The 19,381-nt window shown below is 67.8% G+C and carries 17 protein-coding genes; 11 read left to right on the top strand and 6 right to left on the bottom strand.

Going from position 1 to position 19,381, the window contains the following annotated elements; genetic code table 11:
* The first annotated feature begins 284 nt into the window (after positions 1 to 284).
* The 4 genes from AC07X5_RS30795 to AC07X5_RS30780 all read left to right on the top strand — a co-directional run bounded on the left by AC07X5_RS30795 (position 285) and on the right by AC07X5_RS30780 (position 3,503).
* The gene (locus AC07X5_RS30795; protein WP_494773255.1) at positions 285 to 638 is read left to right on the top strand and encodes an FKBP-type peptidyl-prolyl cis-trans isomerase; all 354 of its coding nucleotides are present in this window, start codon (positions 285 to 287) and stop codon (positions 636 to 638) included.
* A 38-nt stretch (positions 639 to 676) separates the two neighbouring features.
* On the top strand, positions 677 to 1,690 hold the full coding sequence (locus tag AC07X5_RS30790; protein ID WP_494773252.1) for a MerR family transcriptional regulator: 1,014 nt from the start codon (positions 677 to 679) through the stop codon (positions 1,688 to 1,690).
* A gap of 89 nt (positions 1,691 to 1,779) precedes the next feature.
* Entirely contained in the window at positions 1,780 to 2,127 is a 348-nt protein-coding gene (locus tag AC07X5_RS30785; protein WP_494773251.1) for a hypothetical protein, read from the top strand.
* Between the two features lie 47 nt (positions 2,128 to 2,174).
* Complete coding sequence (locus tag AC07X5_RS30780) at positions 2,175 to 3,503, top strand: MFS transporter (protein WP_494773250.1); 1,329 nt, start codon at positions 2,175 to 2,177, stop codon at positions 3,501 to 3,503.
* Positions 3,504 to 3,612: 109 nt separating this feature from the next.
* Here the strand turns inward: AC07X5_RS30780 and AC07X5_RS30775 are convergent, their stop codons facing one another.
* Positions 3,613 to 4,278 carry an NAD(P)H-dependent oxidoreductase gene (locus AC07X5_RS30775; protein WP_409958794.1) on the bottom strand — a complete coding sequence of 222 codons (666 nt, stop codon included), beginning with the start codon at positions 4,276 to 4,278 and terminating at the stop codon, positions 3,613 to 3,615.
* 228 nt (positions 4,279 to 4,506) lie between these two features.
* On the opposite strand from AC07X5_RS30775, the gene AC07X5_RS30770 reads away from it, so the two are divergent.
* Positions 4,507 to 6,678 (top strand): PAS domain-containing hybrid sensor histidine kinase/response regulator, encoded by a 2,172-nt coding sequence (locus AC07X5_RS30770; protein ID WP_494773249.1) that lies wholly within the window; start codon positions 4,507 to 4,509, stop codon positions 6,676 to 6,678.
* Positions 6,665 to 7,327 (top strand): RluA family pseudouridine synthase, encoded by a 663-nt coding sequence (locus AC07X5_RS30765; RefSeq protein ID WP_494773254.1) that lies wholly within the window; start codon positions 6,665 to 6,667, stop codon positions 7,325 to 7,327. Before AC07X5_RS30770 ends, AC07X5_RS30765 begins: the two co-directional genes overlap by 14 nt.
* On the opposite strand, the gene AC07X5_RS30760 is transcribed toward AC07X5_RS30765, so the two are convergent.
* Positions 7,324 to 8,220: an EamA family transporter gene (locus AC07X5_RS30760; RefSeq protein WP_494773248.1), complete on the bottom strand. Its 897-nt coding sequence runs from the start codon at positions 8,218 to 8,220 to the stop codon at positions 7,324 to 7,326. The genes AC07X5_RS30765 and AC07X5_RS30760 overlap by 4 nt on opposite strands.
* Positions 8,221 to 8,290: 70 nt before the next feature.
* Between AC07X5_RS30760 and AC07X5_RS30755 the strand changes: the two genes are divergently transcribed.
* The 4 genes from AC07X5_RS30755 (at position 8,291) to AC07X5_RS30740 (ending at position 12,126) form a co-directional block, all read left to right on the top strand.
* Positions 8,291 to 8,809 carry a MarR family winged helix-turn-helix transcriptional regulator gene (locus AC07X5_RS30755; RefSeq protein WP_409958788.1) on the top strand — a complete coding sequence of 173 codons (519 nt, stop codon included), beginning with the start codon at positions 8,291 to 8,293 and terminating at the stop codon, positions 8,807 to 8,809.
* 28 nt (positions 8,810 to 8,837) lie between these two features.
* Complete coding sequence (locus AC07X5_RS30750) at positions 8,838 to 9,608, top strand: SDR family NAD(P)-dependent oxidoreductase (RefSeq protein ID WP_494773247.1); 771 nt, start codon at positions 8,838 to 8,840, stop codon at positions 9,606 to 9,608.
* A 183-nt stretch (positions 9,609 to 9,791) separates the two neighbouring features.
* On the top strand, positions 9,792 to 10,976 hold the full coding sequence (gene bktB / locus AC07X5_RS30745) for a beta-ketothiolase BktB (RefSeq protein WP_494773246.1): 1,185 nt from the start codon (positions 9,792 to 9,794) through the stop codon (positions 10,974 to 10,976).
* A gap of 166 nt (positions 10,977 to 11,142) precedes the next feature.
* A complete protein-coding gene (locus AC07X5_RS30740) occupies positions 11,143 to 12,126 on the top strand; it encodes a tripartite tricarboxylate transporter substrate binding protein (protein WP_494773245.1) in 984 nt (327 codons plus the stop codon).
* A gap of 121 nt (positions 12,127 to 12,247) precedes the next feature.
* Here AC07X5_RS30740 and AC07X5_RS30735 read toward each other — a convergent pair whose 3' ends face one another.
* The 3 genes from AC07X5_RS30735 to AC07X5_RS30725 all read right to left on the bottom strand — a co-directional run bounded on the left by AC07X5_RS30735 (position 12,248) and on the right by AC07X5_RS30725 (position 16,718).
* Positions 12,248 to 12,685: a universal stress protein gene (locus tag AC07X5_RS30735; protein ID WP_494773244.1), complete on the bottom strand. Its 438-nt coding sequence runs from the start codon at positions 12,683 to 12,685 to the stop codon at positions 12,248 to 12,250.
* Positions 12,686 to 12,868: 183 nt separating this feature from the next.
* Positions 12,869 to 13,648 (bottom strand): 2OG-Fe dioxygenase family protein, encoded by a 780-nt coding sequence (locus AC07X5_RS30730; RefSeq protein ID WP_494773243.1) that lies wholly within the window; start codon positions 13,646 to 13,648, stop codon positions 12,869 to 12,871.
* Between the two features lie 118 nt (positions 13,649 to 13,766).
* On the bottom strand, positions 13,767 to 16,718 hold the full coding sequence (locus AC07X5_RS30725; protein ID WP_494773242.1) for an EAL domain-containing protein: 2,952 nt from the start codon (positions 16,716 to 16,718) through the stop codon (positions 13,767 to 13,769).
* Positions 16,719 to 16,885: 167 nt separating this feature from the next.
* Here AC07X5_RS30725 and AC07X5_RS30720 point away from each other — a divergent pair, with 167 nt between their 5' ends.
* A complete protein-coding gene (locus tag AC07X5_RS30720) occupies positions 16,886 to 17,254 on the top strand; it encodes a PilZ domain-containing protein (RefSeq protein WP_494773241.1) in 369 nt (122 codons plus the stop codon).
* Positions 17,255 to 17,296: 42 nt separating this feature from the next.
* Here the strand turns inward: AC07X5_RS30720 and AC07X5_RS30715 are convergent, their stop codons facing one another.
* Positions 17,297 to 18,988: a long-chain fatty acid--CoA ligase gene (locus AC07X5_RS30715; protein ID WP_494773240.1), complete on the bottom strand. Its 1,692-nt coding sequence runs from the start codon at positions 18,986 to 18,988 to the stop codon at positions 17,297 to 17,299.
* Between the last annotated feature and the right edge of the window lie 393 nt (positions 18,989 to 19,381).

Genomic DNA, 19,381 nt, shown 5'->3' with positions numbered 1-19,381 from the left:
TTTGGGGTACGTTTCTTTGGCGACGCAAAGAAAGGTACCTCGGCCGCCGGGCCGAGACCCGGCTCCCGCCCTCAGCACAGGCATGCTGTCAAACCAGCCACGCCGGGCGCACATCCCGGCTCCCGCCCTCAATAGAAAAAACAGAAGCGCCCGCCGAAACAACATCGAACGGACACCCACAAGAACACGACTAAGATCGCGCCTGTTTGAAATACTCGAAGGAGAACCCCTTGCGCCACACCCTGTGCCTGCTGCTCGCCACCCTCGCCATCGCCCCCGCCGCCATGGCCCAACAAGCCAAGCCCGTCACCACCTCCAGCGGCCTGGTCTATGAATCGATCAAGGACGGCACCGGCGAATCACCCAAGGCCACCGACACCGTCAAGGTCCACTACAAAGGCACCTTCCTCGATGGCAAGGAGTTCGACAGCTCCTACAAGCGCGGCGAACCCACCTCGTTCCCGCTCAACCGCGTGATCCCCTGCTGGACCGAAGGCGTGCAGCGCATGAAGCCCGGCGGCAAGGCCAAGCTGACCTGCCCACCGGCCATCGCCTACGGTGCCAACGGTGCCGGCGGCGTGATCCCGCCCAACGCCACGCTGAACTTCGAGATCGAACTGATTTCCGTCGGCAGGTAACAAGCAACAAAGAAGCGACCGGCGCGCGAGCCACCCACATGCTGCTGAAAGTCGGTGAACTGGCCCGCCGCACCGGCCTCACGGTGCGCACCCTGCACCACTATGACGAGATCGGGCTGCTGGCACCTTCGGGCCGCTCCGAGGCCGGCTACCGCCTGTACAGCCAGGCCGACGTGCAGCGCCTGCACGCCATCCAGACCATGCGCCAGATGGGGCTGGCGCTCGGCGACATCGGCGAGTTGCTGGCTGGCGATGGCGTGGCGCCCGAGCGCATCATCGGTCAGCAGATCCGCGCGCTGGACCAGCAGATCACCCAGGCCACCGAGTTGCGCGCACGCCTGACCATGCTGCGCGACGGCCTGATGGCCGGGGCCGAGCCCGACATGGGCAACTGGCTCGAAGCACTGGCCCTGATGACCACCTACGGCAAGTACTTCAGCTCGGCCGAGCTCAAGCAGATCTTCGTGAACTGGAGCCTGATCGAGGCCGATTGGCTGATCGTCAAGGACCTGGTGCGCAGCGCCATGGACCGCCAGCAACCGCCCGACAGCCCCGAGGTCCAGGCCCTGGCCTACCGCTGGATGGCACTGATGCTGCACTGGATGGGCGGCGACCTGGACCTGCTGGACCGCTGGGGCCACATGTTCCGCACCGAGCCCAGCACGCAGGGGCGCAACCATGCGCCACCGGGCGACATGATCGAGTTCGTCGAAACCGCGATCAAGATGCGCATGGCGCTGCTGGAGAGGTACATGACCCGCGACGACCTGCGCATGCTGGGCCATGTACCGCACACACAATGGGCCGAGCTGCAGGCACAGGTGGAGCAGTTGCTGGAACGGCAGATCCCCACGGACCACCCGGATGCCATGGCCGCAGCACAGCGTTGGGACGGGCTTTTTGGCCAGCTCACGCGCCATGACCCGGTGCTGCGCCAGAAACTGCTCACCGCCTCGGCACAGGAGCCGCTGCTGCAAGCCGGCTCTCCGTTGAGCGCCCCGGTCAGGGCCTACCTGCACGCAGCGCTGGCCCATGCCGTCCCGCATGGCTGAACCGATTCACTCAAAAGTCGCTGAAAACGCTTGACCCTCACGCAACGTGAGGCCCCACAGTCGGTCCCCAGACACCCTGGACCGACACCATGAACAGCACCCTGCACTCCCCTGCGCCGCAACCAAGGCATGGTCTGCGCGCGTGGCTTCTTCACGCGGCAAGCCACTGGCCACTGTATGCCGTGGCCGGCACCAGCACGCTGCTGCTGGCCTGCCTGCTCGCCGAATCCGCCATACACCCCGAAGCGCTGGCACTGGCGCTCTTCCTGCTCACCGGCGTGGTGGTCGACACCTTGCTGGCGCCCGGTGCGGGCAGCCGCTGGCTGCCCCTGGCCACGGCGCTGGCCTGCCACGCGGCGGCACTGTTGTTGTGCCTGGCCCTGGCGGGCGGCGCACTGCATTGGCGGCGCAGGCGGCCGGAACTGCAACTCGCCTGATCCCGCCCTTCATCCCTGTCCAAACCATTGCCTACCAAGAAAACACCATGCCAGCCTACGCCGACCACCCCGCGCCGCCCGGCGCAGACCCGCGCCAGGCACTGCTGCGCGACCCCAACTTCCGCTGGCTCACCAGCGGCTCGGCCCTCACTATGCTGGGCGACCAGTTCACCCTGATCGCCCTGCCCTGGCTGGTGCTGCAGATGACCGGCGACACCCTGGTGCTGGGCACCGTGCTGGCCCTCATGAGCGTGCCGCGTGCGCTGTTCATCCTGATCGGCGGCGCGCTGGTCGACCGCTATTCGCCCAAAGAGGTGCTGATGCTCACCAAGTACATCAACCTGGGGCTGCTGGCCCTGCTCAGCGGCCTGGTGCTCACGGGCACGCTCACGCTGTGGATGGTGTATGTGCTGTCGCTGGCCATCGGCCTGGCCACGGCCTTCAGCATCCCTGCGGGCACCGCCATGATGCCGCACGTGGTGCCGCGCGCCCAGTTGCAGGCAGCCAATGGCATCAGCCTGGGGTTGCGCCAACTGACCATGTTCCTGGGGCCGCTGCTCGCGGGACTGCTGATCGCGCTGTTCGGCGACAGCAGTGCAGGCACCGGTGCCGAGGCCCGCGCCAACGCCACGGGCATCGGCATAGCCTTTGCGCTCGACGCGCTGAGCTTTGGCATCTCGGCCTGGACGCTGGCGAAGGTGCGCATGCTGGAAGGCGCGTCACCGGTGCCGCAAGGGGCGCCACAGGCGGTGCTGGCGTCGGTGGCCCAAGGCCTGGTGCACTTCTGGCGCGATGCCGAGCTGCGCACCTGCTTCCTTTACTGGAGCGCCATCGCCCTGTTCATCATGGGGCCCATCCACATCGCCGTGCCGGTGCTGGCCAGCAGCACGCCCACGCTGGGCGCGGCCGCCTTCGGCACCATGCTGGGCGCCCACGGAGCGGGCACGCTGGCGGGCATGGTGGCCTCGGGCATGTTCCCGCGCCTGCGCGTGGGCAGCCTGGGCCTGACCATCCTGGTCTTCGACGCCGTGATTGGCCTCTTGTTCATCCCCATGGGCATGATCGACGCCACATGGCAGGGCGCTGGCCTGATGCTGGCCATCGGCCTGCTCGGCGGCTTCATGCAGGTGCGCGTGTTCACCTGGATCCAGCAGCGCGTGCCGCCCATGCTGATGGGCCGGGCCATGGGTTTGTTCATGTTCATCTTCATGGGGCTGGCGCCGATCTCGGCGGCCGTGACGGGCTGGCTCATGAAGAGCATCACGCTCACGCAGCTGTTCGCAGCCAGCGGTGGTGCCCTGGTGCTGCTGGTGGCCCTGGCCTTCGTGCTCACGCCGCTGCGCCAGGTCAGCGATGCGCCCAGACCCGCGGGCTGAAAAAAAACCGCCCTCCACTTGCGCGGAGGGCGGGTGAACGTCTTGAATGAAGACGGCGGAGGAGAGAGATATGCAACCGGGCCGGCCTCGGACAGGCCGGCGCCTTCCATCACACTTCGGTGACGAACTGTTCGCGTGGGCGGCGCACCTTCTTGAGGTTCACCAGCCAGTCGCCTTCGCTGGCGCGATAGCCCAGGGGCATGATGGCGACGCTGCGCAGGCCGCGGGCATTCAGGTCCAGGATCTCATCGAGGGCCTTGGGATCGAAGCCTTCCATGGGTGTGGAGTCCACGCCTTCGAAGGCGGCAGCCATCAGGGCAGCGCTCAGGCCGATGTAGGCCTGGCGGGCGGCGTGCTGGAAGTTCACTTCAGCATCGCGCTGCGGGTACATCCCGAGCAGCATCTGGCGGTAGTTTTCCCAGCCTTCGTTCTTGAAGCCGCGCTGCTCGTTGGTCAGGTCGAACATCATGTTGATGCGCTCGGCCGTGTAGTTGTCCCAGGCCGCGAACACCAGCAGGTGCGAGCCATCGGTGATCTGCGCCTGGTTCCAGGCGATGGGCTGGATGCGGGCGCGCACGGCGGGGTCGGTCACCACGATGATCTCGAAGGGCTGCAGGCCGCTGGAGGTGGGTGCCAGGCGTGCGGCTTCGAGGATGCGTTCGACCTTGTCGGCGGGCACGCTCTTGGCGGGGTCCATCTTCTTGGCGGCGTAGCGCCATTGCAGCTTGTCGAGCAGCGGGTTGGCGACGGTGGTGTGGTCGGCGGTGGCAGTCATGGCAGATTTCCTGAAGTATCTTGGGTGGATGGATGGCACCGAAATGCCAATGGATGAACTGTAATTACTGACCATCTGTTCAGTAAGCCCTGTACGGGAAAAGGATTGTTCGGATTCGGTCAACAATCGCGCCGCCCATGCGCGGTAGGGGGACTCCAGGCAGGCTTACACTTGTTTTCCTTCCCACCTCCCCATCGCGCGGTGCCGCCCCGTTGATCCCCCCTGTCCATGAGTGAACTGGACCTGTCTTTCCTGGACCCTTCCCGGCGTTCGCCAACGGCGGCGGATACGGCTGCGGCCAACGAAGGCACGGCGGGCACTGCCGGCAGCCCGGCCGAGGGCCTGGTGGCCGAGCTGCGCGCCTACCAGGCCGAGCTCGAAAGCCAGAACAAGGTGCTGCGCTACAGCCAGGCCATGGCCGAGGGCGCTTCGGAGCGCTTCGAGACCCTGTTTGCGAGCATGCCGCTGGCGCTGATGGTGATCGACGAGCACGACATGGTGGTGCAGGCCAACTCCATGGCGCACCGTTCCTTCCAGCCTACGGAGCGCGACCGGCCCCTCACGGCCCTGATGCCCTTCGTGAGCGCGGCCGATGTGGACCGCGTGCACAACGCCTTCGCCCAGGCCGAGAACCTGGGCCGCAGCGAGGTGACCGAGGTGGTGTTCGACATCGGCGACGAGCAGCGCATCAAGGGCGACCTGCACATCGCCCACATCGAGGCCCCCCAGGCCGGCGGTGGCCCACCCGTGTCGCAGTACCTTTGTGCGGTGATCGACCAAGGGCCTCTGCTCACCGAGCGCAGGGCACTGCAGTACAGCGCGCAGGCCTTGCAGCAGCGCAACGAGCAGCTGTACGCCAGCGAGAAGCGGCTGGAAGCGATCATCAACTCCGCGCTCGACGCCATCATCTGCGTGGACCAGCACCAGCGCATCACCGTGTTCAACCCCACGGCGGCGGCACTGTTCCAGTGCAGCGCCAGCGATGCGCTGGGCAGCCCGCTCGAACGCTTCCTGCCCGGCGCGTCGCAGGGCCTGACGTTTGCGCAACTGACCACGCAGGCCATGCTGGGGGAGATGACGGCGCTCACGGCCAGCGGCAAGGAGCTGGACGTGGAGGTGAGCGTATCGTTCGAGCGCCACGCCGAGGGCGAGACCACCACCGTGTTCGCGCGCGACCTCACGGGCCGCAAGAAGGCCGAGGCGCACCGCAGCGAGCTGGAGGCGCAGCTGCGCGAGTCGCACAAGATGCAGGCCGTGGGCACCATGGCCGGCGGCATCGCACACGACTTCAACAACATCCTGAGCGCCATCCTGGGCAATGTGGAGCTGGCCAAGGCCGACAGCGCCCCCGGTTCGCCCGCGCTGGAGAGCCTGCGCGAAATCGAGAAGGCCGGGCGCCGCGCACGCGACCTGGTGCGCCAGATCCTCACCTTCAGCCGCAACGAGCCACCGCAGCGCACCGCCGTGCCACTGGTGGAGGTGGTGCACGACACCGAGCGCCTGCTGCGCGTGACCCTGCCACCGGCCATCGAACTGCACATGCAGCTGCAGCTGGACCTGCCCCCGGTGCTGGCCGATGCCACCCAGGTCGAACAGGCCCTGCTCAACCTGTGCACCAACGCCATCCACGCCATCGGCAACGCGCGCGGCAGCATCCATGTGGAGGCCATGGCCATTCAACCCGACCAGCGGCTGAGCGAGCGCCTGGGCTTGGCCGAAGGCCACTACGTGGCGCTGGCGGTGCGCGACAACGGCCCCGGCATCGACGCGGCCACGCTGCAGCGCATCTTCGAGCCGTTCTTCACCACCAAGCCCGTGGGCCAGGGCACGGGCCTGGGCCTGGCCGTGGTGCATGGCGTGATGCGCACGCACGAAGGCGCGGTGGACGTGAGCAGCATCCCCGGCCACGGCAGCCGCTTCACGCTGTACTTCCCGGTTGCCACCCTGCCAGCAGAACCCGCACCGCCGCTGGTGCCGCCGCCAGCCCCCGCACCGCTGGAGACCGCCCCGGCCGACCAGCGCAAACCGCATGTGATGTATGTGGACGACGACCAGGCCCTGGTCTTTCTGGTGCAGCGCCTGCTGCGCCGCCGCGGCTACGAGGTGAGCGGCTACACCGATCCGCACGAGGCCACGGCCGCCCTGCAGGCGGATCCGCAACGCTACGACCTGCTGGTGACCGACTACAACATGCCCGGCTTCGTCGGTACCGACCTGGTGCGCGAGGCGCGCCAGATACGCCCCGACCTGCCGGTGGCGCTGGCCTCGGGCTACGTGACGACCGAGATCGAGCAGGCCGCCATGGCCGAAGGCGCCAGCGCGCTGATCCACAAACCCAACGATGTGGAGGAACTGGTCGCCACGGTGCACCGGCTCATCCATGGCCATGGCGCCGGCTGAGGGCACTTTGCCCGTGCAGGCGCTGCACGAAGACGCGGACATCCTGGTGTTGCACAAGCCGGCAGGCCTGCTGTGCGTGCCCGGTCGCGGCCCCGACAAGCAGGACTGCCTGAGCGCCCGCGCCCAGCAGCGCTGGCCCGGCGCGCTCATCGTGCACCGGCTGGACCAGGCCACCTCGGGCCTGGTGCTCATGGCGCGGCACATCGATGCGCAACGCCAGCTCAGCCTGGCGTTCGAGCAGCGCCAGGTGCACAAGCGCTATGTGGCGGTGGTGCAGGGGCACATAGAGCAGCGCGATGACAGCACCTGGGCCGAGATCGACCTGCCCATTGCTGCCGACTGGGAGCGCCGGCCGCTGCGCGTGATCGACGCCGCTGCGGGCAAGCCTAGCCTGACCCGTTGGCATGCCGCGGCGCACGACCCCTTGGCCGACACGACACGCGTGCTGCTTGAACCCGTAACTGGCCGCACCCACCAGTTGCGCGTGCATCTTTCCGCCGTGGGCCACGCCATCCTGGGTGATGCGCTGTATGCCGATGCCGCCACGCAGGCCAGGTCGCCGCGCCTGCTGCTGCATGCGAGCGATCTGGCACTGGCGCACCCTGCCACCGGCGAAACCTTGCAATTCCATCTGCCGCCCAATTTTTAAGCCGTGCGCTCGGCCTGCCGCGCCATGGCCCACTGCACGGCCAGGATGCTGGCCAGCACCACCACCACGCCCACCAGTGAGGTCCCGCGCATGGCCTGCCCGAGCAGCGCCCAGCCCAGCAGCACCGCCGCCACCGGGCTCAGCAATCCGAGCGACGACACGGCGATGGAGGGCAGCCGTGCCACGCCGCGGAACCACAGCGCATAGGCCAGCAAAGCACCCGCAATGCCCAGGTAGGCATAGCCCCCTACCTGGGTTACCGTGAGAGCGGGCAGCGGTGGGTCCAGCGCCCAGGCCACGGGCGCCAGCATGAGCCCGCCAGCCAGCAGTTGCCAGCCTGTGAAGGCCAGCACCGGCAGGCCGCCCGACTGCCAGCGCCGCGCCAGAAAGGTGCCCAGCGCCATGCACACCGTGCCGGTGAGCGCGGCCGCCACGCCCACCATGTCCCACGCGGCGCCGGGTGACAGCAGCAGCGCCGCCATGCCCGCCACGCCGAGTGCACCGGCCACCATGGCCAGCGCCGGAGGCCGGCGGTGGTCCACCGCCCAGGTCAGGCCCATCATGAGCAGCGGCCCGATGGCACCGACCACCGCGGCCACCCCGCCCGGCAACCGGTAGGCCGCCACGAACAGCAAAGCCTGGAAGACGCCCAGGTTGAGCGCTGCCAGCAACAGCAGGCGGCCCCAGCCACGCCCGTCACGCAGCGCGGGGGCCTGGCGGCACCAGAGCACCAGCAGCAGGCCGGCAGGCAAGGTGCGCAGCAGAGCGGCGGTGAACGGCCGGTCCGGCGGCAGCAGCTCGGTGGTGACGATGTAGGTGGAGCCCCAGATGGCAGGCGCCAGCGCGGTCAGCAGCACATCGGACCAGGCGATCCTGGAGGGAGATTCGGTCATGGAATTTATCTTCAATTCAAGATAAATCACTGTACCATAAAATCTTGAAATCAAGACAATCTGCACCACCATGCCCGCACCCTCCACCCCGCCCGATGCCGTAGACGCCATCCTGGCCCAATGGCACCGCGAACGCCCTGACCTGGACGTGAGCCCCATGGGGCCCATCGGCCGCATCAAGCGCTGCGCGGCCCTGCTGCAGCGCCGGCTCGACGAGACCTTTGCGGAGTTCGGCCTGAGCTTCTGGGAATTCGACATGCTGGCCACGCTGCGCCGCTCGGGCGCGCCCTACTGCCTGGCGCCGACCACGCTGTTCTCCACGCTCATGGTCACCTCGGGCACCATGACGCACCGCATGAACAAGCTCGAAGCCAGTGGCTTCGTGGCACGCCTGCCCAACCCCGAGGACGCGCGCAGCATGCTGGTGCAGCTCACGCCCGCGGGCCTGGAACTGATCGACCGCGCGGTGGAGGCCCATGTGGCAAACGAGCACCGCATCCTGGCGCCCATGAAGGCGGCCGATCTGGCAGCGCTGGATGCGCGGCTGGCGCTGCTGCTGGCAGCGCTCGAATCCCCCGGTGACACTTGATGGCGCGCAAGCGCAGTAGGATGGCGGGATGTCCCAACCCCAACACCTCTTCATCCTCACCGGCGGCTCGCGCGGCATGGGCCTGGCCATGGCCCAGCAGCTGCTGCAACACCCCGGCAACACCCTCATCAGCCTGGCCCGCAGCAGCCAGGACGCACTGACTGCCGCCGCCAAGGCCTCGGGCGCCACGCTTGAGCAGTGGCAGCTGGACCTTGCCCAGGGCGAGCAGGCCGCCGCGCGCCTCAAGGACTGGCTGGCCGCGCAGGCCCCCGGCCGCTTCGCCAGCGCCACATTGATCAACAACGCCGGGGTGATTCCGCGCATCGCCCCGCTGTCGGACAGCGATGCCGCCGACCTCGCCAACGCCCTGCGCGTGGGCCTGGAGTCCCCCATGCAGCTCACGGCCGCCTTCCTCGGTGCCACCGAGGGCTGGACCGGCGCAGCGCGCAAGGTGCTCAACATTTCCTCGGGCCTGGGCCGCAAGGCCATGGCCTCGCAGGCGGCCTACTGCGCGGCCAAGGCCGGCATGGACCACTTCACGCGCTGCGTGGCGCTGGACGAAGCCCACAAGCCCCACGGCGCCAAGGTATGCTCGCTGGCTCCGGGCGTGATCGACACCGACATGCAGGTGCAATTGCGCGGTGCCGCACCCGAGGCCTTCCCGGACCGCCAGAATTTCGCCAACCTCAAGACGGGTGGCCAGCTCACATCGCCCGCCGACGCCGCCACCCGCGTGCTCGCCTGGCTGGACCGCGCTGACTTCGGCACCAACCCGGTGGCCGATGTAAGAGAAGCATGACCCCCCTGAGCCGCTTCACGTCTTCCCCCCAGGGGGACGCCGCCAGTGGCCTGGCAAAGCCAGTTCCACGGCGGCACTGGCCTGTCGCGCGCCAGTTTCAGCCGCCCTTGTTTTCATAGCTGCCAGCGTCTGCCATCCAGGCGTTGCAAGCCCATAGCATTCCATTTTTCCAAGGAGACTCCCATGACCCGTGAAGTCGTCGTCGTCAGCGCAGTGCGCACCGCCATCGGTACTTTTGGCGGCAGCCTCAAGGACATCGCTCCCACCGAACTGGGTGCCCTCGTGGTGCGTGAATCGCTCGCCCGTGCCAACGTGGAAGGCAAGGACGTGGGCCACGTGGTGTTCGGCCACGTGGTGAACACCGAGCCCAAGGACATGTACCTCTCGCGCGTGGCCGCCATCAACGGCGGCTGCAGCGAGAACACCCCCGCCTACAACGTGAACCGCCTGTGCGGCTCGGGCCTGCAGGCCATCGTCAGCGCCAGCCAGTCCATCCTGCTGGGCGACACCGACGTGGCCATCGGCGCCGGCGCCGAGAACATGAGCCGTGCACCGTTCGCCAGCCTGAACATGCGCTGGGGCGCCCGCATGGGCGACACCAAGATGGTGGACATGATGATCGGCGCGCTGCACGACCCCTTCCACAACATCCACATGGGGGTGACGGCCGAGAACATCGCCGCCAAGTGGGGCATCAGCCGCGAAGAGCAGGACCAGCTGGCCGTGGAAAGCCACAACCGCGCCGAGCGCGCCACGGCGGCCGGCCTGTTCAAGGACCAGATCGTGCCGGTCACCCTTAAAGCCAAGAAGGGCGACGTGCAGTACGCGACCGACGAGCACTTCCGCGCTGGCGCCACGCTGGCCGACATGGCCAAGCTCAAGCCGGTCTTCATCAAGGAGAACGGCACCGTCACCGCTGGCAATGCCTCGGGCATCAACGACGCGGCCGCCGCCGTGGTGCTGATGGAAGCCGGCGCCGCCAAGGCGCGCGGCGCCAAGCCGCTGGCGCGCCTGGTGGCCTACGCCCATGCCGGTGTGGACCCCAAGTACATGGGCATCGGCCCCGTGCCGGCCACACAGCTGGCGCTCAAGAAGGCCGGTCTCACGGTGAACGACCTGGACGTGATCGAGGCCAACGAGGCCTTTGCCGCCCAGGCCTGCGCCGTCACCAAGGACCTGGGCCTGGACCCCGCCAAGGTCAACCCCAATGGCTCTGGCATATCGCTGGGCCACCCCATCGGCGCCACCGGCGCGCTGATCACCGTGAAGGCACTGCACGAACTGCAGCGCGTGCAGGGCCGCTATGCGCTGGTGACCATGTGCATCGGCGGCGGCCAGGGCATTGCCGCCATTTTTGAACGCGTCTGATCCACGCGCAGGCTGCCATCGCCAGCGGCGATGGCGCCACCCTGCATTGGCAAGGCAGCACCCACGCCCGATCAGCGATCATGGCGAGGTGCTGGCCCAGACCGGCAGAGTGGAGCATGCCCGTTGCGGCGGCTCCCCCATTGAACCGACGGAGACATCTTTCACCATGATTCGCACCCTGATTTCCTTCAGCGCGCTGGCCCTCGCCCTGGGCGCCACCGCCCACGCCCAGGCGCCCGCCCCTGCCGCCGCCTACCCCAACAAGCCCATCCGCCTGATCGTGCCCTTCCCGCCCGGCGGCGGCACCGACATCCTGTCGCGCCTGGTGGCCACCAAGCTGACCGAAAGCGCCAAGTGGACCGTGGTGGCCGACAACAAGGCCGGCGCGGGCGGCACCATCGGCATCGGCGAAGCCGTGAAGGCAGCGCCCACCGGCTATGACATCGTGATGGGCCAGAAGGACAACCTGGTCATCGGCCCCTGGCTCTACAAGAACCTGCCCTGGGACCCGACCAAGGACCTGACCGCCGTGGCCCATGTGGCCTACACCCCGGTGGTCATCGCCACCAGCGCCAACTCCAAGTACAAGACCCTGGCCGACGTGGTGGCCGCCGCCAAGGCAGCCCCCGGCACCGTCACCTACGGCTCGCCGGGCAACGGCACCTCCATCCACCTGGCGGGCGACCTGTTCGAGAAGGCCGCGGGCGTGAAGCTCAGCCACATCCCCTACAAGGGCTCGAACCCCGCCCTCATGGATGCACTGGCCGGCAACGTGGACCTGCTGATGTCCTCCGTGCCCTCGGCCATGGGCCAGATCAAGTCGGGCAAGCTGCGCCCCCTGGCCGTGACCTCGGCCAAGCGCAGCTCGTCCATGCCCGACGTGCCCACGGTGGCCGAATCCGGCTTCAAGGGCTTCGACGTGAGCACCTGGTACGGCGTGTTCGCCCCCGCCGGCACGCCAGCCAACGTGGTCACGGCGCTGAACGCCGAGATCAACAAGCTCCTGGCCACCGAAGAGATGAAGGCCGCCATCCACGCCCAGGGTGCCGAACCCGAAGCCATGTCGGCAGCCCAGCTCAACACCTTCCTCAAGGCCGACTACACCAAGTGGAAGGGCATAGTGGAAGCCTCCGGCGCAAAGATCGAGTAACAGTGTAGGAACCGCCAAAAGCCCTCCCGAAGCGCTGCATCGAAGAAAAAATGGCTCCTTCTTGGAGCCTTTTTTGTTCCGGCGCAAAGCCAGAAGTGCAGCACCAACTCAGCGCCGAGGCTCAGGTCCTCACCACCAGCACCGGCACGTGCACCGAGCCCAGCACGCGCTGCGTGACGCTGCCCAGCACCAACTTTTCAAGGCCGCGGCGGCCGTGCGAGCCCATCACGACCAGGTCGGCGCCCGTGCTCAGCACGGCGCTCAGTATGCCGTCGTGCACCGTATGGCCTTCACCCACCACGGTGCTCACCTGCACACCGGCGGCGGTGAGTTCGGTGCGCGCCTTGTCCAGCGCTGCATTGGCCTCGGCCGTGGCGGCACTCAGGTACTGCGCCTGGCCATAGGCAAAATCGGCGCCGACGCCGGTGAACGGATAAGGGTCCACCACGTACAAGGCGGTCACGGCGCTGCCGAAGGTCTTGGCCAGGCCCGCCGCCTTGGCCACCGCCAGCGAGGCGATGTCGGAACCATCAATGGGAACCAGGATGTGCTTGAACATGGTGTCTTCTCCTTGTGTTGAATGCACCCTCGGCGGTGTCCGCAGCCAGCTGTCCGCTGGCCCTTGGCACCGCCTTTGGTGCGATGAGGGACAGTGTGAACCTGCACCATACATCGCATCTTGATCGACATCAAACGGTAGGCGCTCGATCCTGCCATTTGCGCGCCATGACGATGCCTTGTCCTACACGATCGGATCGGCCTGCCCCAGCACATCCGCCCCTTGAAAGCCGCCACGCCGGCAGGTGACCACCAGCGTGTCGCGGTAGCCGCCCGGGGCGATGGGCTGGATGGGGGTGGACTCGTGGATCATGCGCGCATCGTCCAGCAGCAGCAGCGACCAGGGCTCGGTGAGCGTGAAGCGCTGGCCGCTGGGGCCCTTGGCCTCGAACACGCGGGTCTCGCCTCCCTTGATGCCCTCGCGCGCCACCAGGAACACGGCCACCAGGTCCACGCCGTCGCGGTGCGCGCCTTCGGGCGTGGGGCGGCCGATGCCGCCTTCGGTGTCGATGCGGAATTGGTGCGCTTCCACCGACCAGGGCTGCGGTGCCTGGCCGTGGGCAAACACCGCGTCGGACACCCGGGCCAAGGCCTGCAGCAACTGCCCCCACGCAGGCTGCGCCACGGTGGCGGCCTCCATGGGCGCAAACCAGCGCTCCATGCCGCCGTGCAGTGCGTTGTACTCCACGGGTTGCCAGTGCGCCCGGTGCGGTACCTGCTGCACCTGTCCGCCCTGCACCACAAAGCAGGAATGGCGCCTGCGCCGATAGCGCCCACCATCCTTGAGGAACTCATCGGGCGGCAAGCCCTGCCAGTCGGCGTTGAGGGCCAGCAACTCAGAAAGAGGGCACCCGATCCAGGCCGCCACGTCGGCGGGCGAGAGCACGGCGAAGCCCGCGCCGCGCAGCTGGTTCGCGGTCTCGGCAGGCGGGGTGAACGGGGGGGAGAAAGTGACTTGGGCCATAGAGGCCCGAGCATAAGGCTTAACCGCCGGTACCGCCGATGGCCGGGGTACCAGCGGCCCATCGGCGAGCATCCGGGATGACACAGCGCAAACCCGCATGCACCCTTTCAGAACGTGGTCAGGCCGCCACCTGCGCCGCAATGCGCGGCAGTGCGCTGGCCGGAGCCGGCCGGCCGAACAGGTAGCCCTGGTAGTGCAGGCAGCCCACGCTGGCCAGCATGTCGCGCTGCTCGGCGGTTTCCACCCCTTCGGCGATCACGCCCAGGTCCAGGCTGTGCGCCAGGTTGACGATGGTGCGGGCGATGGCGGCGTCGTTCGGGTCGGTGAGCAGGTCGCGCACAAAGCTCTGGTCGATCTTGAGCTGGTCCAGCGGCAGCCGCTTGAGGTAGCTGAGCGAGGAGTATCCCGTGCCGAAATCGTCGAGCGAGAAGCGCACGCCCAGCGCCCGCAAGGTGGTCATGCGGCTGATGATCTCTTCCACATCGTCGAGCAGCAGCGACTCGGTCAGCTCCAGCTTCAGGAGCATGGGGTTGGCGCCCGTGCTCTTGAGGACTTCCACCACGTCCTGCACGAAGTGCGGATGGCGGAACTGCAGCGCGCTGACGTTCACCGCCAATGTCCAGTGGGCGCTGGCCGCATCGCGCCCCCAGTCCACCAGTTGCAGGCATGCGGCGCGCAGGATCCAGGCGCCCAGCGGCACGATCAGGCCGCAGGCCTCGGCCACCGGCACGAACTCGGCGGGCGGCACCAGGCCGCGTTCCGGGTGCTCCCAGCGCAGCAGTGCCTCGGCGCCTACCAGCCCATGGGACTGGCTGATCTGCGGCTGGTAGTGCAGCAGGAACTGGCCCTCGCGCAAGGCCTCGCGCAAGCCGGCCTCGAGCGCGGTGCGCGCCGTGACGGCGGCCTGCGTGCGCGGGTCGAAGAAGCGCAGGGTGTTGCGCCCCGCCCCCTTGGCCTGGTACATGGCCATGTCGCCGCGCTTGAGCAACTCGTCCACGGTGGTGTGCGGGTCGGCATACAGCGTGACGCCAATGCTGCAGGAGCCGTGGTGCGCACGGCCGCCCAGCTGGTAGCTCTGCCCCAGGGCATGCAGCACCTTGCGGCCCACCACCTCGGCCTGCGAGGCGGCCTCGTGCGGCAGCGCGCTCAGGCCCTCCAACAGCAGCACGAACTCGTCTCCCCCCAGGCGCGCCACCGTGTCGCCGTTGCGCACGCATTCGCCCAGCCGTGCCGCCACCTGGCACAGCAACTGATCGCCGATCTCATGGCCCTGGGTGTCGTTGAGGTCCTTGAAGTTGTCCAGGTCCACGAACAGCAGTGCCCCCCCGGTACCGGTGCGCGCACTGGCCGCCAGGCTGTGCTGAAGCCGGTCGGCTATCAGCCGGCGGTTGGGCAGGCCCGTGAGCGGGTCGTAGAAGGCCAGCAGGCGGATCTCCTCCTCGGCCGCCTTGCGGCTGGAGATGTCGGTCTGCGTGCCCACATAGTGCGTGATGGCGCCCTGCGCCGAGCGCACGGCGGTGACGGTGATCCAGGCCGGGTACACCTCGCCGTCCTTGCGCCGGTTCCATACCTCGCCCTGCCAGGAACCCACCGACTGCAGCGCCTCGTGCATGGTCCGGTAGAAGGTCTGGTCGTGCCGGCCGGACTGCAGCAGCGCCGGGGTCTTGCCCACCAGTTCCGCCACCGAATACCCGGTGAGCCGCGCATAGGAGGTGTTGGCCTGCAGGATGCGCTGGTCGGGCCCGGTGACCACCATGCCCTCGAACGACTCGAACACGATGGCGGCGATCTGCAGCGACTCCTCGACCCCCCGGTGGTCGGTGATGTCGGTGGAAATGCCGCACAGCGCATGGATGCTGCCGTCCTTGCGGCGCAGCGGAATCTTCACCGACAGGTAGGTGCGCACCGAACCATCGTGGAAGGTATTGGTTTCCTCCACCTCGATGCGCTCGCCGCGCTCCAGCACCAGGCGGTCGTTGGCCGTCAGCTGGCGGACTGTGGCCGCATCGAAGATCGCGCTGTCATCGCCACCGATCAGGTCTGCGGCGGCATCGGGCCGCAGTGCCAGCATGTGCTGGTTGGCGTACAGGTAGCGGTGCTGCGTGTCCTTGATGTAGATGAAGGCCTCCACACTGTCGAGGATGGTGCCGAACTTGTGCTCGCTGGCGCGCCAGTGCCGGGCTCTCACCGTTGCGGGCCGGCGCCGCACGAAGACCGCCAGGGCCGCGAGCACAGCCGCCAGCAGCAGTGCCGCCGCGGCCCACAGCACGGGGCGCCCGATGGCGCTGGCGGGTGGTGCGGCCACCCAGCGGCGCATCACCTGTGCATACGAGGCATCGGAGCCGTTGCGCCACTGCGCCGCCCACTTGTCGATAGCGGCCAGCAGCTCGGGGTTGCGGCCCTTGCCGGTCGCGACATACAGCCCGCCCGGCTGGAGCACGATGCCCGCATCCACCAGCCCGTGGCCCCTGGCATGCGAGCTGCCGAACAGGTGGTTGGAGATGGCCGCCTCGGCATTGCTGCCGCCCACGGCGCTGAAGGCCTGGTCCGGCGCATCCACCTCCACCACCATGACCTGCAGCCCGTAGCGGCGGGTCAGCTCGACGAAGTGGTCCCTTTGCAGCGTGCCGCGCTGCACGGCCACGCGCTTGCCATCGAGGTCCAGCACCGACTGGATCGACGAGGACTGCTGGCGGTACACCTCGGACCAGGTCTCCACCAGGGGCTGCGCGGTGAAATCGAAATATGCCTCGCGCGTCTGCGCACGCGGGGCGTCGGGCACCAGGTCCAGGCGGCCATTGCGCAGGTCATCCAGACAGGCACGCAGCTCGCACGGCACATAACGCAAGGCCCAGCGCTCGCGCTCGGCCACCAGGTTGAGCAGGTCCACGAAGATGCCCGCAGGCCTGCCGTGCTGGTTCATGAACACCGTGGGTTCGTTGGCATACACCCCCACGCGCACTTCCCGCACCGGCGCAGCGGCGCTGGCGCACACAGGCAGCAGCGCCCACAGGGCGCCAACCAGCCCGCCGACCCATCGGCAATGCCACCGGAAATTGCGTGAACTCACGATCGGGAATCCCCACAGTGGCTGAAAGCACTATGTTAACCAATGGTTGCCAAAACATCCAAAAGTTACAAAAACCCGAACGCAATGGCTGGACCTTTGGCACGATTCTTTTTTGCGCAGCTTTTCAGGCCTTGGGGTAGCATGCGTCAAACTCCCCGGAGACAGCCATGCCCCACGAACGCCGCCACTACGTCCGTGTCCAATTCGATGCCCCCGCGCTGCTGACACTGGCGAGCAATGCATTCAGTGTGCATGTGCAGGACCTGTCGCTCAAAGGGGCGCTGATCTCCCTGCCCGCCCAGGCGAACGTGCACGCAGGCATGCTGTGCCAGCTCACCATTCCGCTGCACGACACCGGCAACCACATCGGCATGTCCTGCGAGGTGGCGCACCTCGAGGGGCTGCACACCGGCCTGTTGTGCCGCTCCATCGACCTCGACAGCGTAACCCACCTGCGGCGCCTGATCGAGCTGCAACTGGGTGATCCGGCGCTGCTGGAGAGGGACTTGGCCGAGCTGACCCACACGGCCCATTGAGAAGACCGGAGAAGGCCGGCGCGGGCCAGCCCGGCAACACCGTCAGGCGGCTTCCGCCTCCTGCAGCGCACGCCACATCACCTTGCCGCTGCCGCTCTTGGGCAAGGCATTGACGAACTGCACGATGCGCGGCACCTTGTAGACCGCCATGTTCTCGCGGCACCAGTCGATGACCTGCTGCTCGGTGGTGTCCTTGTGCGATGGGCGCAGCACCACCACGGCCTTGACGGTCTCGCCGCGGTAGCTGTCGCGCGCCGAGATGATGCAGGCCTCCTGGATCGCGGGGTGGCGGAACATCAGCGCCTCCACCTCGGCCGGCCAGACCTTGAAGCCGCTGGCATTGATCATGCGTTTCAAGCGGTCGGTCAGGAAGAAGTAGCCGTCCTCGTCCACGCGCCCGAGATCGCCCGAGCGGAAGAAGCGCTTGCCCTCGAATTCGATGAAGGCGCTGGCGGTCGCATCCGGGCGCTTCCAGTAGCCCTCGAACACCTCGGGCCCATGGATGATGATCTCGCCCTGCTCCCCCACAGCCACCTCCTGCAGCGTGTCGGGGTCCACCACCCGCGCGTCGGTGCTGACGAAGGGAATGCCCAGGCACTGCTGCTTGGGGTGATCAGGCGGGTTGGTGTGCGAGGGGGCGGCGGTCTCCGTGAGCCCGTAGCCCTCGGCATAGCGCAGCCCGTATTGTTCGAGCAGGCGCTGGGCCACGGCCTGGGGCATGGCGGCGCCGCCGCCGCCGATGTAGACCAGGCTCGACAGGTCGTAGCTCGCGAAGTTCGGGCTGTTCAACAGGTCGATGACCATGGTGGGGATATTGGTCCAGTTCGTCACCCTGTAGCGCGAGATCATGCGCCCGGCCAGGTCGCGGTCCCAGCGCGGCATGACCACCAGGGTGGCCCCGGTGTAGATGGCGGCATGCATCACGCTCACCATGCCCGTGATGTGGAACATGGGCACCACCGCCAGCGTCACGTTGTCCACCGAACCAGTGCCCCACAGGGCGCTGGCCACGGCGTTGTGCATGATGCTCCTGTGCAGGTGCATGCAGCCCTTGGGCAGGCCCGTGGTGCCGCTGGTGTAGGGCAGCAGGGCCAGGTCGGCGGGGCCCACCGCCAGGGCGGGCGCCTCACCGCTGCAAGCCAGCGCGTCGGTCCACGCATGCACCGTGCCGCCGTCCAGCGCAGGCGCGGGATGCTGCGTGCACAGCCATTCCTTCCAGGCGTCGGGCGGTGCATCGGCGCCCTGCACCTCGGCATCGAAGGCATCGGTGAAATGCGTGACCACCATGTGCGCAAGGCGCTCGCCCGGTGCCAGGGCATTGCTGGCCTTGGCCAGCTCGGGCGCCAGGTCGGAGGTGATGAAAGCCACCTTGGTGTCGGGGTCGGTGATGTAGTGCTTGAGCTCCTCGGCCCGGTTCATGGGATTGACCGGCACCACCACGGCATTGGCACGCAGGATGGCGAAGTGCGCCATCACCAGCTGCGGGCAGTTCTGCATGCACAGCACCACGCGGTCGCCGCGCTGCACACCCAGCTCGACCAGCCGCGCAGCCAGCCGCTCGGCCCCTTGCGCCAGGGCCCGGTAGCTCAGTTGCCGGCCAAAGAACACCAGCGCTGTCTTGTCCGGGTAGCGGCGCGCGTTGGTGGCCAGGTTGTCCCACAGCGAGGTGGCAGGCAGGGTGATCGAATGGGGCAGCCGGCGGGGCCAGAAAGCGTGGTGGGAACGTGTGGACATGGATGGTTTGGAAAGGGGTGTTGGCCTTAGAACCTGTTCTTAAGCTCCAGAGCCTAGGGGCGGGGCCCGTCCGTGGCATTGGGGATGCCACTTAGGCGGGGTCGCGCAGGTGACCGACGCCATGGCCGTGCAGACCGCCTTGCGCGAGGTCCGCAGCCCACAGGTGGAATCCCTGTCAGGCACACCCTGGTGGCCTGAACAGAAGCCGCGAGAGTGTGCTTTTCGTCACAGCGGCTGGCGCGCGCCGGTGATAAATTCCGGCCTGTGCTTCCGTATCCTCGGTAAACCCTTGCTCTGCAGTTTCGCAGACGAGCGCCTCCACCGGTGTCGGATGCCGCTGCTGCAAAGCCGCATCCGGTGGCGCAGGGCAGCCAGTTGCCACCACCCAACCGC

The sequence above is a fragment of the Acidovorax sp. GW458-11-26-14-TSB4 genome (genome assembly GCF_059423865.1).
Note: the sequence above shows the minus strand (reverse complement) of the source record. Positions and strands in the feature narration are given on the sequence as shown.

Coding starts and splice junctions, on each gene's coding strand:
- AC07X5_RS30755 (WP_409958788.1), top strand. CDS start 8,291: ATGCCCGCACCCTCCACCCCGCCCGATGCCGTAGACGCCATCCTGGCC.
- AC07X5_RS30775 (WP_409958794.1), bottom strand. CDS start 4,278: ATGACTGCCACCGCCGACCACACCACCGTCGCCAACCCGCTGCTCGAC.
- bktB (WP_494773246.1), top strand. CDS start 9,792: ATGACCCGTGAAGTCGTCGTCGTCAGCGCAGTGCGCACCGCCATCGGT.
- AC07X5_RS30770 (WP_494773249.1), top strand. CDS start 4,507: ATGAGTGAACTGGACCTGTCTTTCCTGGACCCTTCCCGGCGTTCGCCA.
- AC07X5_RS30735 (WP_494773244.1), bottom strand. CDS start 12,685: ATGTTCAAGCACATCCTGGTTCCCATTGATGGTTCCGACATCGCCTCG.
- AC07X5_RS30795 (WP_494773255.1), top strand. CDS start 285: ATGGCCCAACAAGCCAAGCCCGTCACCACCTCCAGCGGCCTGGTCTAT.
- AC07X5_RS30750 (WP_494773247.1), top strand. CDS start 8,838: ATGTCCCAACCCCAACACCTCTTCATCCTCACCGGCGGCTCGCGCGGC.
- AC07X5_RS30730 (WP_494773243.1), bottom strand. CDS start 13,648: ATGGCCCAAGTCACTTTCTCCCCCCCGTTCACCCCGCCTGCCGAGACC.
- AC07X5_RS30765 (WP_494773254.1), top strand. CDS start 6,665: ATGGCGCCGGCTGAGGGCACTTTGCCCGTGCAGGCGCTGCACGAAGAC.
- AC07X5_RS30760 (WP_494773248.1), bottom strand. CDS start 8,220: ATGACCGAATCTCCCTCCAGGATCGCCTGGTCCGATGTGCTGCTGACC.
- AC07X5_RS30790 (WP_494773252.1), top strand. CDS start 677: ATGCTGCTGAAAGTCGGTGAACTGGCCCGCCGCACCGGCCTCACGGTG.
- AC07X5_RS30720 (WP_494773241.1), top strand. CDS start 16,886: ATGCCCCACGAACGCCGCCACTACGTCCGTGTCCAATTCGATGCCCCC.
- AC07X5_RS30780 (WP_494773250.1), top strand. CDS start 2,175: ATGCCAGCCTACGCCGACCACCCCGCGCCGCCCGGCGCAGACCCGCGC.
- AC07X5_RS30740 (WP_494773245.1), top strand. CDS start 11,143: ATGATTCGCACCCTGATTTCCTTCAGCGCGCTGGCCCTCGCCCTGGGC.
- AC07X5_RS30785 (WP_494773251.1), top strand. CDS start 1,780: ATGAACAGCACCCTGCACTCCCCTGCGCCGCAACCAAGGCATGGTCTG.
- AC07X5_RS30715 (WP_494773240.1), bottom strand. CDS start 18,988: ATGTCCACACGTTCCCACCACGCTTTCTGGCCCCGCCGGCTGCCCCAT.